The 13,446-nt window shown below is 71.4% G+C and carries 12 protein-coding genes; 9 read left to right on the top strand and 3 right to left on the bottom strand.

Features of this window, described 5'->3' with window-relative positions:
• Nucleotides 1–120 precede the first annotated feature (120 nt).
• The 9 genes from ABZS69_RS06445 to ABZS69_RS06405 all read left to right on the top strand — a co-directional run bounded on the left by ABZS69_RS06445 (nt 121) and on the right by ABZS69_RS06405 (nt 9,166).
• Nucleotides 121–1,722 carry a PucR family transcriptional regulator ligand-binding domain-containing protein gene (locus ABZS69_RS06445; RefSeq protein ID WP_355367493.1) on the top strand — a complete coding sequence of 534 codons (1,602 nt, stop codon included), beginning with the start codon at nt 121–123 and terminating at the stop codon, nt 1,720–1,722.
• A gap of 10 nt (nt 1,723–1,732) precedes the next feature.
• The gene (locus ABZS69_RS06440) at nt 1,733–1,936 is read left to right on the top strand and encodes an RNA-binding S4 domain-containing protein (protein ID WP_355367490.1); all 204 of its coding nucleotides are present in this window, start codon (nt 1,733–1,735) and stop codon (nt 1,934–1,936) included.
• A gap of 195 nt (nt 1,937–2,131) precedes the next feature.
• Nucleotides 2,132–3,544 carry a solute carrier family 23 protein gene (locus ABZS69_RS06435; RefSeq protein ID WP_355367487.1) on the top strand — a complete coding sequence of 471 codons (1,413 nt, stop codon included), beginning with the start codon at nt 2,132–2,134 and terminating at the stop codon, nt 3,542–3,544.
• Nucleotides 3,541–4,371 carry an FAD binding domain-containing protein gene (locus ABZS69_RS06430; protein ID WP_355367484.1) on the top strand — a complete coding sequence of 277 codons (831 nt, stop codon included), beginning with the start codon at nt 3,541–3,543 and terminating at the stop codon, nt 4,369–4,371. The genes ABZS69_RS06435 and ABZS69_RS06430 overlap by 4 nt, the downstream gene beginning before the upstream one ends.
• Nucleotides 4,361–4,837, top strand: a complete 477-nt coding sequence (locus ABZS69_RS06425) for a (2Fe-2S)-binding protein (protein WP_355367481.1) — start codon at nt 4,361–4,363, stop codon at nt 4,835–4,837. Before ABZS69_RS06430 ends, ABZS69_RS06425 begins: the two co-directional genes overlap by 11 nt.
• On the top strand, nt 4,834–7,191 hold the full coding sequence (cutA, locus tag ABZS69_RS06420) for an aerobic carbon-monoxide dehydrogenase large subunit (RefSeq protein WP_355367478.1): 2,358 nt from the start codon (nt 4,834–4,836) through the stop codon (nt 7,189–7,191). Before ABZS69_RS06425 ends, cutA begins: the two co-directional genes overlap by 4 nt.
• 7 nt (nt 7,192–7,198) lie before the next feature.
• Nucleotides 7,199–8,206 (top strand): leucine-rich repeat domain-containing protein, encoded by a 1,008-nt coding sequence (locus ABZS69_RS06415; RefSeq protein ID WP_355367475.1) that lies wholly within the window; start codon nt 7,199–7,201, stop codon nt 8,204–8,206.
• 67 nt (nt 8,207–8,273) lie between these two features.
• Nucleotides 8,274–8,696 carry a hypothetical protein gene (locus tag ABZS69_RS06410; RefSeq protein ID WP_355367472.1) on the top strand — a complete coding sequence of 141 codons (423 nt, stop codon included), beginning with the start codon at nt 8,274–8,276 and terminating at the stop codon, nt 8,694–8,696.
• A 50-nt stretch (nt 8,697–8,746) separates the two neighbouring features.
• On the top strand, nt 8,747–9,166 hold the full coding sequence (locus ABZS69_RS06405) for a hypothetical protein (RefSeq protein WP_355367469.1): 420 nt from the start codon (nt 8,747–8,749) through the stop codon (nt 9,164–9,166).
• On the opposite strand, the gene ABZS69_RS06400 is transcribed toward ABZS69_RS06405, so the two are convergent.
• The 3 genes from ABZS69_RS06400 to ABZS69_RS06390 form a co-directional block, all read right to left on the bottom strand.
• Entirely contained in the window at nt 9,163–11,472 is a 2,310-nt protein-coding gene (locus ABZS69_RS06400) for a PQQ-dependent sugar dehydrogenase (protein ID WP_355367466.1), read from the bottom strand. The two genes, ABZS69_RS06405 and ABZS69_RS06400, sit on opposite strands and share 4 nt — an antisense overlap.
• A gap of 50 nt (nt 11,473–11,522) precedes the next feature.
• Nucleotides 11,523–12,245: a hypothetical protein gene (locus tag ABZS69_RS06395; protein WP_355367458.1), complete on the bottom strand. Its 723-nt coding sequence runs from the start codon at nt 12,243–12,245 to the stop codon at nt 11,523–11,525.
• A gap of 115 nt (nt 12,246–12,360) precedes the next feature.
• Complete coding sequence (locus ABZS69_RS06390) at nt 12,361–13,392, bottom strand: LacI family DNA-binding transcriptional regulator (RefSeq protein ID WP_355367455.1); 1,032 nt, start codon at nt 13,390–13,392, stop codon at nt 12,361–12,363.
• Nucleotides 13,393–13,446 lie beyond the last annotated feature (54 nt).

Genomic DNA, 13,446 nt, shown 5'->3' with positions numbered 1-13,446 from the left:
TCCGACCTTGGACCTGACCGTAAAACCATCCGCGAACCCTCCGTACGGAGAAATTTGCCAACAGTCAGCGGGAAGGTTGGCTCTTCCTGACAGACGGCTTCTCGGGTCACAATCGACCACATGGAGCCCCCCGTCCGTCTCGCCAGCACCGGGACGATCATTCACGGTGTTTCCGTCGGAGAGGTGCTCGGCGTCTCCACCCTCGCCGAGGCCCGGCTGATCGCGGGGGAGAGCGGGCTGGGCCGCATCGTGCAGCGGCTGAACGTGATGGAAGTGCCCGACATCCTGGCCTGGGTCAAGCCGCACGAGCTGCTGCTGACCACCGGCTACCCGCTGCGCAACACCCCGCAGTCGCTCGGCCGGCTGGTCGCCGACCTGGACGAGCGCGGCCTGTCGGCGCTGGCGATCAAGCTCGGCCGGTACGTGGACGAGCTGCCCGACGAGATGGTCGAGCAGGCCGACCGGCTCGGCTTCCCGCTCATCCTGCTGCCGAACGACGTCGGGTTCGACGACATCCTCAACCAGGTGCTGACCGACATCCTCAACCGCCAGGCCGCCGTGCTCGCCCGCGCCGAGGAGGCGCACCGGGCGCTGGTGCAGGTGGTGCTGGCCGGCGGCGGGCTCAACGAGGTGGCCGCCGAGGTGGCCCAGCTGCTCGACGTGTCGGTGGCGGCCGTGGACGGCTCGGGCCGCACGCTGGCCACCGCCGGGCCCGCCGAGCACGTGGCCGTCCTGCGCGAGTCGATCTCCCAGGAGGGGCCGCCCCGTACGCCCGCCCCGGGGCGGGCCCGCTCGTTCGCCTCGGTGCCCGTGCTGGCCGGGGGCCACCACCACGGGAGGATCGTCGCCTACAGCCCGTCCGGGGCGATCCGCGACAGCGACGTCGGCATCCTCGAACGCGCCGCCACCGTGGCCGCGCTGGTCGTCACCCGGCAGGAGGCGGTCAACGCCGTCGAGAGCAAGTACCGCGCCGACTTCCTGCGCGATGTCCTCACCGGCCGGGCGGGCACGGCGGAGCGCGTGACGTCCAGGGCGCGGGCGTTCGGGTGGGACCTGGCGCGCCCGGTGACCGTGCTGGTGGCCGAGCTGGACCCGGACGGCGACGAGCGCAGCGCGCAGGACCGGCTGGTGGCGTGCTGGACGGCGGCGATGCGCCGGCACGACCCGCGCGGGGCGGTGGCGGGGTTCTCGCACGAGGTGGTGGCCGTGGTGGACGCCTCGATCGACGCGACCCGGGTCGCCAAGGACGCGGCCTCGGCCTTCGCCGACGTGCCGCCCGCGACGTTCTCGACCGGCACGTCCCGGCCCAGCCCGGGGGCGGAGACGCTGCCGGAGGCGTACTCGCAGGCGCTGAAGGCGGCCCGGGTCGGCCGCCAGCTCCACGGGCCCGGCGCGGTCGCCCACTTCGACCAGCTCGGCGTCTATCGGCTGCTGTCCCTGGTCAACGACACCGACGAGCTGCACGCCTTCGTCCGCGAGACGCTCGGCCCGCTGGCCTCCGACGCCGACGTCGAGAACGCCGACCTCCGCCGCACCCTGCAGGTGCTCCTGGAGACCAACCTGAACGTGGCCGAGACGGCGCGGCGCCTGCACTTCCACTACAACACGCTGCGCTACCGGATCGGGAAGCTGGAGCGCCTGCTGGGCAGCTTCACCGACGACCCGCACCTGCGCCTCAACCTGACCCTGGCCCTGCACGTGCTGCGGATGCGCGGCATCTAGGGTTGGGGTTGTGGACTTCGAACTGCGCTCCGAGTACATCCCGCTTTGCGACCTGCTGAAATACTGCGGGATCACGGAGACGGGCGGCATGGCCAAGCATCTGGTCGCCGAGGGCATGGTGCTGGTGGACGGCGAGGTGGAGCTGCGCAAGCGCGCCAAGATCCGCTCGGGGCAGGTGGTCAGCGGCGAGGGGTTCTCCATCCGGGTGGAGTAACCGCCTGTCGTGCGGGACCTGCCTAACAGCGAGACAGATCTCTTGTGCGCGAGCTTTTCACTGGCCCTCGGCGTAGATTTGGCAGATCATGCCCGTGTAGGAGCGTCCCGGCGGGCCTAATGTGCCCGCAACGGAACGTGTCGCCGGCCCAGGCTCCGAGCGCAGCTCGGCTGCGCCAGCACAAGAGGGGCTCTCATGGTTTTGGGATGGACCAAACACGGTGACGGCAAGCACCTGGCTCCCGGAGAGGTGGTCAGGCCCGACGAGCGGCTGAGCTGGCCCAGGATGGTGGGCTTCGGGGCCCAGCACGTGATCGCGATGTTCGGCGCGACGTTCGTCTTCCCCCTGGTGATGGGGCTGGACCCGAACGTCGCCGTGATGATGTCGGGCGTCGCGACGATCCTGTTCCTGCTGATCGTGAAGGGGCGGGTGCCCAGCTATCTCGGCACCAGCGCGTCCTTCGTCGGCGGGGTGCTGGCCATCAGGGCCGCCTGGGGCGGTGACACGGCGGGCGCGGACGCGATCGTGACCGGCGCGATCCTGGTCGCCGGGTTCGTGCTGGCGCTGGCCGGGCTGGCCATCCACTTCCTCGGGGTGCAGATCATCCACCGCGTCTTCCCGCCGGTGGTCACCGGCGCGGTCGTCATGCTGATCGGGTTCGGGCTGGCGTACGTGGTGGCGGACGTCTACTGGCCGCAGGACCACTGGGTCGCGCTCGTCACGATGCTGGTCACGTTCCTGGTGATCGTGCTCTTCAAGGGGTTCGTCGGCCGGATCGGGGTGCTGGTCGGGCTGATCACGGGGTTCGTGCTGTCGTGGGTGCTGGACAAGGTCGCGGGGCCCGTCACGTCCGCGCTGCCCGGCGCCAACCTGCGGGACGCAGCCGGGGCCAGTTGCCCGGCCGAGGGGACGTACTGCGTGGCCACCGCCTTCCCGCACGACCGGGTGAGCTTCGACTCCGTGGCGTCGGCCCCCTGGTTCGGCGTGCCGGACTTCCACGCCCCCGACTTCAAGACCTCCGCCGTGCTGCTGGTGCTGCCCGCCGTCATCGCGCTCATCGCCGAGAACATCGGCCACGTCAAGGCCGTCGGCGAGATGACCGGGGCGGACGTGGACCCGTACGTGGGCCGGGCGGTGACGGCCGACGGCGTGGGCACCATGGTCGCCAGCGCGGTCGGCGGCTCGCCCACCACCACCTACGCCGAGAACATCGGCGTCATGGCGGCCACCAAGGTCTACTCGACCGCCGCCTACTACATCGCTGCGATCATCGCCATCCTGTTCGGGCTCTGTCCCAAGTTCGGCGCGCTGGTCGCCGCGACCCCGGGCGGCGTGCTGGGCGGAGTCACCGTCATCTTGTACGGGATGATCGGCCTCCTCGGCGCCAAGATCTGGATCGAGAACCGCGTCGACTTCTCCGATCCCGTCAACATGGTTCCGATCGGCGCGGGCATCATCCTGGCCATCGGACCTGTGAGCCACTTCATCGGCGGCGACTTCTCCCTTGAGGGGATCGCGCTCGGCACCATCGTGGTGCTGGGCGGATACCACCTGCTGCGGGCCATCGCCGGACGGCCCGCCCGCCCGGCCGGGAGCGAGTCCGGGTGAAACCGCCGCCGTTCGAGTACCACGTGCCCCGCGACCTCGGCGAGGCGCTCAGGACCCTCGCGGAGGTGCCGGGCAAGGTGCTGGCCGGAGGGCAGAGCCTGATCCCCATGCTCAACATGCGGCTGGCCGCCCCCGAGCACCTCGTCGACATCAATCGCGTCCAGGGGCTGGACGCCATGGAGACGGCGCACGACGGTGTCCGGGTCGGGGCGACGGTCCGGCACGCGCGGGCGGAGCGGGCCGGAGCGCATCCGCTGCTGAGCCGGGCGCTGCGGCTGGTCGCCCATCCGGTGATCAGGAACCGGGGGACGGTGGTGGGCAGCCTCGTGCACGCAGACCCGGCCGCCGAGCTGCCCGCCGTGCTGGCCGTCCTGGGCGGCTCCGTCCAGGTGGCCCGCTGGCAGGGGCTGGTACGCGACGTGCGCGCCGAGGAGTTCTTCGTCGGGCCCATGGAGTCGGCCGTCCAGCCGGGCGAGTTGGCCGTGTCGGCATATTTCCCGGCATTGGGTCCGCGCACCGGGACGGCCTTCGAAGAGGTGGCCCGGCGCCACGGCGACTACGCCCTGGCCGGGGTCTGCGCGGTCGTCACGCTCGACGAGGACGGCCGCGTCGAGGCCGCCAGGGTCGCCTGCATCGGCGTCGGCCCCGTGCCGGTCGTCGTGGACGTGACGGAGAGCCCGGCGGACGCGGCGCGGATCGTGCGGGACCGGGTCGAACCCGAGGGCGACATCCACGCCTCGGCCGCCTACCGCCGCCACCTCGTGGGCGTGCTGGCCGAGCGGGCCGTACGGAACGCGACCAGGGAGGCAGGCGCCCGTGGAACATGAGATCACGCTCGTCGTGAACGGCACCGCCAGGCGGGTCGGCGTGCCCGCCCGCCGCCTGCTGTCCGACTGCCTGCGCCACGACCTCGGCCTGACCGGCACCCACGTCGGCTGCGAGCACGGCGTCTGCGGCTGCTGCACCGTGCTGCTCGACGGGGAGCCGATCCGGTCGTGCCTGACGTTCGCGGTCAGCGTGGACGGCGCCGAGATCACCACCGTCGAGGGGCTGGGCACCCCGGACGAGATGTCGGCCGTGCAGCGGGCGTTCGCCGAGTGCCACGGGCTGCAGTGCGGGTTCTGCACGCCGGGGTTCCTGTGCACGGTGACCGCCCTGCTGCGGGACAACCCGGCCCCCACGGACGACGAGGTGCTGGAGGGCATCTCGGGCAACCTGTGCCGGTGCACCGGCTACCAGAACATCGTCAAGGCCGTCCACCGGGCCGCCGAGCTGCTGGCGGAGGAAGCATGACGACGAGGTTGTTCGGGGAGCCCGTGCAGCGGCGGGAGGACCCCAGGCTGCTCACCGGCCGGGGCCGCTACCTCGACGACCTCGGGCGCGAGGCGCTGGCCGTGGCGTTCGTGCGCTCGCCGCACGCGCACGCCCGCATCCGCGACATCGACGTGGACCCCGCGCTCGACGTCGAAGGGCTCGTCGCCGTCTACACCTGGGAGGACCTGCCCGGACGGGTCGGCCGGCCGCTGCCGCTGCTGATCCCGCACCCGGCGCTGACGCACGGGCGCACCGCGTACCCACTGGCCAGGGAGATCGTCAGGCACGTCGGCGAGCCGGTGGTCATGGTCGTGGCCGAGGACAGGTACGCCGCCGAGGACGCCTGCGCGCTCATCGAGGTCGACTACGAGCTGCTCAAGCCGGTCGTCGGCCTGGAGGAGGCCGTGCAGAGCGCCCAGCTCGTGCACGAGGACGTGCCGGGGAACGTCGGCGCGCACCTCGTCCAGGAGGTCGCGGGCACGGACGGGCGCGGCGCCCGGGAGGCGATCGAGGCCGCGCCGCACACGCTGGCCTTCCGGCTCGACATCGAGCGCAGCGCCAGCATGCCCCTGGAGGGGCGCGGCGTCTACGCCCGGTGGGACGGCCGTGACCTGCGCGTCTACTCCAGCACCCAGACCTCCACCAGCGTCCGCATGGCCGTCGCCGCCGCGCTCGAACTGCCGCTCCCGCAGGTCGAGGTGATCGCGCCCGACGTGGGCGGCGGCTTCGGGGTGAAGATCGTGCACCCGTGGCCCGAGGAGGTGCTGGTGCCGTGGGCGGCCATGACGCTCGGGCGCGAGATCAAGTGGACGGAGGACCGCAGGGAGCACTTCATCTCCTCGGCCCACGAGCGCGGGCAGGTGCAGTACGTACGGGTCGGCTTCGACGACGACGGCCGCGTGCTCGGCCTGGACGTGACGATCCTGCACGACCACGGCGCCTACACGCCCTACGGGATCATCGTGCCGATCGTCACCTCCACGCAGCTCCTGGGGCCGTACAAGATCGGGGCGTACCGGGTCGAGTTCTCCGCCGTCTACACCAACACCGTGCAGGTCACGCCCTACCGGGGGGCCGGCAGGCCGCAGGGCGTGTTCTGCATGGAGCGGACCATGGACAAGATCGCCCGCTACCTGGGCAAGGACCGCACCGACGTGCGCGAGGTCAACTTCATCGGGCCCGACGAGTTCCCGTACGACCAGGGGATGACGTTCCAGGACGGCCGGCCGCTGATCTACGACAGCGGGAACTACCCCGAGATGCTCCGCATGATCAAGGAGCTGATCGGCTGGGACTCCTTCGAGGCGCGGCCCGGCAGGGGCATCGGCGTCGGGTGCTACGTCGAGGGCACCGGCGTGGGGCCGTACGAGGGCGGCCACGTGCAGGTGACCTCCGACGGGCGGGTGCACGTGTCCACCGGGCTCACCTCGCAGGGGCAGGGGCACGAGACGGTGTTCGCGCAGATCGCCGCCACCGAGCTGGGCGTGCCCATCGAGCGAGTGAGCGTGGTCACCGGCGACACCCGCAGGTTCGGCTACGCCGTGGGCACGTTCGCCTCGCGGGCGGCCGTCGTCAGCGGTAACGCCATCGCGCTGGCCTGCAGGAAAGTACGCGAGAAGGCGCTGCGCATCGCCGCCGACGCGCTGGAGGCCGACCCGGCCGACCTGGAGATCACCGACGGGATGGTGCACGTGGCCGGCACGCCGACCGCGTCCGTCCCGCTGTCCACGGTGGCGGTGCTGGCCAACCCGCTGCGCTACGCCTTCGACGACGAGACGGCCAAGGCCACGCAGTTCTCCGGCACCGCGTCCCCGGACCGGCCGCCGGTCGCCGAGGGCGACGAGCCGGGGCTGGAGGGGCGCGACTACTACTCGCCGATCAGGTCCACGTTCGCGTCGGGCATGCACGCGGCGATCGTCGAGACCGACCCGGACACGGCCGAGATCAAGGTGGTGCGCTACGCGGTCGTGCACGACTGCGGCCGGCTGATCAACCCCATGATCGTGGAGGGCCAGATCCACGGGGGAGTGGCGCAGGGCATCGGCGGGGCCCTCTACGAGCGCATGGTGTACGACTCGCACGGCCAGCTCGTCAACGCCTCCTTCATGGACTTCCTCATGCCGTACGCCACCGAGATCCCCCGCGTCGAGACCGCCCACCTGGAGACGCCCTCGCCGCTCAACCCGCTCGGCGTCAAGGGCGCGGGCGAGGCCGGCGTGATCCCCGTCTCCGCGGTCATCGCCGCGGCCGTCGAGGACGCCGAGGGCATCGAGATCGACCGCATGCCCATCTCCCCGTCCGAGCTCTTCGACCTGCGCGCGGCCGTGCGATGATCCTCGGATGCGCGCCCCCGGCTCCGGCCTGACCTCCTTCCCCGCCGTCCCCGGCGACGTCCGGCTGATCGACCTGGCCTGGAACGACCTCACCGAGGTCCCCGCCTGGGTGGCGGGGCTCTCCGCGCTGGAGGAGCTCAGGCTCGACGGCAACCGGCTGCGCTCGCTGCCCGACCTGTCGGGGCTCACCGCGCTGCGCGCGCTGCACCTGGACGGCAACGAGCTGACGTCCTTCCCGGGCTGCCCGCCGCACCTGGAGGTGCTCTTCCTGTACGGCAACCGCGTCGGCGCGATCCCCGACCGGCTGAGCCCCGCCCTGCGGCACCTCGCGGCCGGCGGCAACGGGCTGACCGGCGTGCCCGGCTCGCTCTGGAAGCTGACCGGCCTCGAATCCCTCAACCTCGCCGAGAACGCGCTCACCGAGGTCCCGGCCGCGATCGGCGGGCTGACCCGGCTGCGCATGCTGGACCTGGGGCACAACCGGCTCACCTCCGTCCCGCCCGAGCTGGGCGACCTGGACCTGACCGACTACCTCTACCTGAGCGACAACCTGTTCACCGAGGTGCCGGAGGCGATCGGGCGGCTGGAGCGGCTGGCGTACCTCAACCTCACCGACAACCGGCTCACCCGGCTGCCCGAGTCGCTGGGGCGGCTGGCCGCGCTGGTGGAGCTGCGCCTCTACAACAACCGGCTGGAGTCGCTGCCCGACGCCATCGGCGGCCTGGGCAGGCTGCGGGAGCTGCACGCGCAGGGCAACCGGCTGACCCGGCTGCCCGCGTCCATCGCCGAGCTGGGCGAGCTGCGCGTGCTCGACCTGCGCAACAACCGCATCAGCGAGCTGCCCGACCGGCTGCCAGCCGGGCTCCGGCACCTCGACCTGCGCAACAACCGGCTGCGCGAGCTGCCCGCGAGCCTGCCCCCGCTGGACAAGCTCGACCTGCGGTGGAACAAGCTCGACGGGGAGCCCGAGGTGCTGCGCCGGCTGCGCGATCAGGGCTGCGTCATCCTGCGCTGATGGAATCGCTCCGGTTTTAGCCGGATTCGGGGTGAACCATGGCGATAGAGGGTGCGTACCTCCGCACATGACGACATTTCCACGTCTGGCCGCTTTCGCGCTGCTGGCCGGACTGGTCGCCGGCTGCTCCTCAGGGGGCTGGGGCGACTACGTCGCAGCGAGCGATACGCAGAAGCCAGCGGCAATCCTCACCGTCGAGCAACTCTCCGCCAAGGTCGGCTGCAAGCCGAAGATGCAGGTCGAGGCCTCCGACCTCCGCACCGGCTATTGCAAGACCAAGGCCGGCCAGTTCTTCGTCAACACCTTCGCCAGTGAGAAGCTCAAGGATGAGTGGATGGACCGGGCGCCGGAGTACAACCCGCACCTGGTCGGCCCGCAGTGGACCGTCCTGGGCCCGCTTCCGGTGCTGGAGCAGCTGAAGGAGCCGCTCAGCGGCGATCTGCACCTGATGGACCACAGGGTCTCCCAGACGCCGGCGCCGCCGAAGTAACCAATCGGTATGGGGTGAACCGGGGCGGGCGGGCCCGCGTACCTTCGCACATGACGACACTTCCACGTCTGGCCGCTTTCGCGCTGCTGGCCGGACTGGTCGCCGGCTGCTCCTCAGGGAGCGGCGGCGGCTATGTCGCAGCAGCAGGAAAGCAGGGCAGCGCCGCCCCCCTCACCGTCGAGCAGCTCTCGGCCAAGGTCGGCTGCAAGCCGAAGATGCAGGTCAACGCCGCCGAGATCCGCACCGGCTACTGCAAGACCCCCGATGGCGAGTTCTTCGTCACGACGTTCAAGACGCAGGCGGGCAAGGACGCCTGGATGGACGCCGCCCCCGAGTACAACCCCCATCTGGTCGGCAACCTCTGGACCGTACTGTCCAGCCGCAAGGTGCTCGACCTGCTCAAGGAGCGGCTCGGCGGCGACCTCCACCTCACTGATCACCGTACGAAGCAGATGAAGACCATCGGCTAACGGTTTCTGGCCAGCTCGTACTGGGCCCAGACCTCGGCCGGGGCCGCGACCCTGTCCAGGAACATCAGGCCGTCCATCCGGCAGTCGCAGGGGTTCTGCTCCCTGGTGTTCTGGGGGTAGCTGCCGCCGATCTTGATGCCCCGGGGGTCGGTCGCCGAGGTGACGTCCGGCTCGGGGTCTCCCTGGACGCCCCACGGGTCGCCGGTCACCGAGTAGAACCCGTCGAGCGGGCGGCCGTTCCGGTAGAGCTTCATCGTCGCCGTGTCGAAGTCGTACGTCGCGGTGAGGAACACCCACTGGTCGCGCGGCAGCACCTCCTGCCAGGGCTTGTTCGCGGCGAACGTCTGGGAGGCGCCGCCGTCCACGCGCCGGGCGAGCGCCACGACCCGCAGCTCGCCGTTCACCGTGATGAGCTCCAGCAGGGCCCGGACGTCGTGCCCCTGGGAGTTGCCGCTGAGCACCCCGGCCAGGCCGATCGCGTTGAAGGAGTCGGCCGGGTCCGCGGTGTTGGAGTTGGGCGCCGGGCCGTCGCCCAGCATCTTGAACCAGCCCATGACGGTGACGCCCTTGACGGCGTTGAACGCGCGCAGCGTCGGCACGCCGTCCGCGCCGTAGACGCCGGCCTTCCAGTCGTCGTTGCCGGTCGCGGCCGGGTCGACCTGCCGGGTCTGCAGCGCGTACGTGCTGCCCCGGTAGGCCTTGTCGGCCACGCGCATGGCGGCGCCGCCGTTGACCAGCGTGATGTTCGTGCCGGACAGGCCCTGGTCCTGCTCCTGGGCCGGGTCTCCGGGCACCGGGTGCTCGAAGTCGTAGGCGGCCACGACGTGATCGCGCAGGGTCGGCAGCACGTCCGGCGCGGTCCAGCCGGCCTTGGTGACCTTCCAGATCTTGCCGTTCGCCTTGGACAGCACGTAGAGCTCGCCCGCGCCGTCCTGGCCGAAGCGCAGGTCCACACGGGTGCTCCCGGCCAGGTCCTGCATGGTCAGCTGCTTGCCGGTCGTGTCCACCAGTCGCGGCTTGTGGATCGTGGCCCGCCGGCCGCTGCGCTTGTCCATCTCGGAGGCGACGGTGAAGAAGACCTGGCCGTCCACGATGTCGCCGAACAGGTACTTGCCGTACAGCAGCGGCAGCCGCTGCCCGCGGTAGACGAACCCGCCGGTGATCGCGTGGCCGCTGTCGGCGGTGCAGGAGTGTCCGGGCGGCGGGTCGTGGTCGTAGGCGGCCACCGGGTAGGTGTAGCCGTACTGGGCGTCGTCGTCCGGCAGCGTGTAGAGGTGGCAGCGGTCGGTCTTGCTGTACGTGAACGAGCCCTCGCGCTCGCTCCAGCCCAGGTTGTCGCCGGCGCCGACGTCGTAGACGGCCTCGATGGCGTGCTCGCCGATATGGCCGAGGAACAGCCGGTTGCCGGCCTGCGGGTCCCAGCTGAAGCGGTGCGGGTCGCGCATGCCGTACGCGTAGATCTCGCCGAGCTTGCCGGCCTGGCCGGCGAACGGGTTCGCGGCGGGGATGCCGTACCTGCCGTTGGCGCCGTTCGTGCCGGCCGGGTCGATCCTGAGGATCTTGCCCTGCGGGATCGCCAGGTTCTGCGGGTCGTCGCTGGACGAGCCGCGCCCGCCGTCGCCCGCGGCGACGTACAGCAGGCCGTAGTCCCGGTCGCCCTTGCGGGCCGTCGGGTTGAAGTCGATCTGCTGGATGCCGTGGACCTGGCCGTTGAAGCCGAGCCGCAGCACCTCCCTGCGGGTGCCGGAGAAGACGCTCGCCTTGGGGTCGGTGGCCGTCCACTCGGTGATGACGCCGTGGAACCTGGTGCCGGGCTGCGGCGTCAGGTCGGGGGTCTTCGTGGTCAGCGCGGCGCCCCACTCGGTGTGGACGGTGTAGAACTTGCCGTTCCTGGCGAACTCGGGGTGGAAGGCGGCGAAGCCGAACCCGGCGCCCAGGCCGCGCCCGGAGACGAAGTCGGGGGCGAAGGCGGCGCCGACGTCGAGGTATTCGCGCGGCTGGCGCTGGTCGAGGAAGTAGAGCTTGCCGTTGAGGTCGTTGACGAACAGGCGGCGCGAGCCGTCGGGGACCTCGCCCAGGTAGTTGATCCTGGCCCAGCGGACCAGGCGCGCGTCGGTCGGCTCGGGAACCGGCTCGGTCTTCGGGAACGAGGCGAACTCCTCGAGCGTCAGCGTCAGCCCCGAGGCGGCGGGCTTCTCGGGGATGGGGTCGTCGACGGGGGTCGGATCGGCCTGCGCGGCTGCCGGCGGCGCGCACAACGCGGTCGCCAGCACCACGGCGATCAGGCACCGGAGGGTTTTCGGCATACCTGCTCACCACCAGGGGGTCGAGGGGTGTCGGGGGGTGCGGGGGAGGGTTATCGGTCGGCGGCGTCGCAGGCCGGGGTGCCCTTGACGGTCATGTCGCGCATCCTGCCGATGTTGTCGAACGAGCCGAAGCCGACCCGGCCCGACGCGAACGTCCGGTCGGTGGCAGTGATCAGGGGCGTGGTGGCGCCGTCCATGTAGACCTCGATGCGGCCCGTCTCCACGCAGTGGGTGACGCGGACGCGATGCCACTCCGTGTCGGTGACCGCGGGCGGCGCGCCCACCTGGCCGTTCCACTGGTCGTCGATGCGCAGGCGGTCCGCGTTGTTGACGACGAAGATCCCGTTGTGCGGGTAGATGGTGTTGTCCTGCGAGAGATGGACGTAGTAGAACTCCGTGTCCGACCGGTAGCCGAACACGATGATCACGTCGCGGTTGCTGACGCTGGTCGGGGTGTCCAGGCGCACCTGGGCGTCGATCCGCACCGAGCCGAACTCGGGGCCCGTCTTCAGCACCGCGTACTCGAAGGGCCGCCGCGGGCCCGGCCGGGCGACGCCGGCCTCGGCGAGGATGACCTGGTCACCGGGGAACTGCCACTTGGCAGGCGTCACGGGCGCCCAGTTGCGCCCGTCGTCGACGTGCCGCACCTTGGCGCGGCCGGGGCCGCAGTCCGGCGCCGCCGCGGTGGTGGCGGTGGTGGTGGCGGCCTGCGCGGGGATCGGTACGGCCAGCGCGAGCATGGCCGTCAGGACGAGGGTGCGAAAGGCTGACATCCGGGATCCTCTCGCCGGGTGTGCTTCCGTAAGCGCTTTCGAAAGCGCTTTCGTTGACCTTCGAGCGGATCGTAACCCGGTGGATCAGGCTGTCAAGGGGCCCGGTGAAGCGGTGTCAAGGCGGCGGTGGGGCCGTGGAGGCGCGTACGACCAGCTCGTGCGAGGTGCGGCGGCGGCGCGGACGCGAGGCGGGCGGCTTCAGAACGAGCTCAAGCGCTTGCTTGCCCATGCCGACCATGGGCAGCCGGATCGTCGTGAGCGCCGGATAGACGTCGCGCGCCACCGGCACGTCGTCGAACCCGGCCACCGAGATCTCCCCCGGCACCTTGCGCCCGTTGTTGAGCAGCCACGACAGCGCCCCCACCGCCATCGGGTCGTTCAGCGCGACCACCGCCGTCAGGTCGGGGTGCGCCCGCATCAGCCGGGCCGTGGCCGCTGCCCCGCCCTCCCTGGTGAAGTCGCCGTGCACCACGGGGAACGAGCGCCAGTCGAGCCCGGCCGCGGCCAGCGCCGCCCGCAGCCCGGCCAGCCGGTCCTCCACCGTGGTCAGGTTGGCCGGGCCGCCGAGCACGCCGAGGCGGCGGTGGCCCAGGTCGAGCAGGTGGTGCATGAGAGTGGAGCCGCCGCCCGCGTTGTCCGGCAGCACGGCGTCCACCTGCAGGTGGTGGCGGCCGATGACGGCCACCCGGCCGCCCGCCGCCGTGAACGAGCGCACCTCGGTGGCGATGTCGGCCTCGGTCCCGGCCTCGACGTAGCCGGATCCGGCCAGCACGATCGAGGTCACGCGGTGGGCGCGCAACGCCCGGATCCTGGCCAGCTCGGCGCTCGGGTCGCGCTCGGTCTGGCTGATGAGCGCCAGGTAGCCGCGGCTCTCGGTCTCGCGCAGCACGCCCCTGGCGATCTCGCCGAAGTAGGGGTCGCCCACGTCGTGCACGATCAGCCCGACCATCGACGCCTGCCCGCCGGCCAGGGCGCGCGCGTGGCTGTTGGGCACGTAGCCCACCTGGGACGCGACCGCCTGGACGTGGGCGGCGAGCTCGGCGCTGACCCCGGTGCTGCCCGTCAGGGCCCGGGAGGCGGTCGCCAGTGAGACCCCCGCGGCTTTGGCCACGTCGACGAGGCGGGGCGGATAAGGTCGGTCGGCCATGGTTGCGAACCCCCCTTGTCCGGGGCTGAATCACGTGCAATCGTAACCGAAAGC

The sequence above is a fragment of the Nonomuraea sp. NPDC005650 genome, from assembly GCF_040605375.1.
Lineage (GTDB): Bacteria > Actinomycetota > Actinomycetes > Streptosporangiales > Streptosporangiaceae > Nonomuraea.
This window is presented reverse-complemented; position numbering and strand designations above follow the sequence as displayed.

Coding starts and splice junctions, on each gene's coding strand:
- ABZS69_RS06400 (WP_355367466.1), bottom strand. CDS start 11,472: ATGCCGAAAACCCTCCGGTGCCTGATCGCCGTGGTGCTGGCGACCGCG.
- cutA (WP_355367478.1), top strand. CDS start 4,834: ATGACGACGAGGTTGTTCGGGGAGCCCGTGCAGCGGCGGGAGGACCCC.
- ABZS69_RS06395 (WP_355367458.1), bottom strand. CDS start 12,245: ATGTCAGCCTTTCGCACCCTCGTCCTGACGGCCATGCTCGCGCTGGCC.
- ABZS69_RS06415 (WP_355367475.1), top strand. CDS start 7,199: ATGCGCGCCCCCGGCTCCGGCCTGACCTCCTTCCCCGCCGTCCCCGGC.
- ABZS69_RS06445 (WP_355367493.1), top strand. CDS start 121: ATGGAGCCCCCCGTCCGTCTCGCCAGCACCGGGACGATCATTCACGGT.
- ABZS69_RS06410 (WP_355367472.1), top strand. CDS start 8,274: ATGACGACATTTCCACGTCTGGCCGCTTTCGCGCTGCTGGCCGGACTG.
- ABZS69_RS06405 (WP_355367469.1), top strand. CDS start 8,747: ATGACGACACTTCCACGTCTGGCCGCTTTCGCGCTGCTGGCCGGACTG.
- ABZS69_RS06435 (WP_355367487.1), top strand. CDS start 2,132: ATGGTTTTGGGATGGACCAAACACGGTGACGGCAAGCACCTGGCTCCC.
- ABZS69_RS06390 (WP_355367455.1), bottom strand. CDS start 13,392: ATGGCCGACCGACCTTATCCGCCCCGCCTCGTCGACGTGGCCAAAGCC.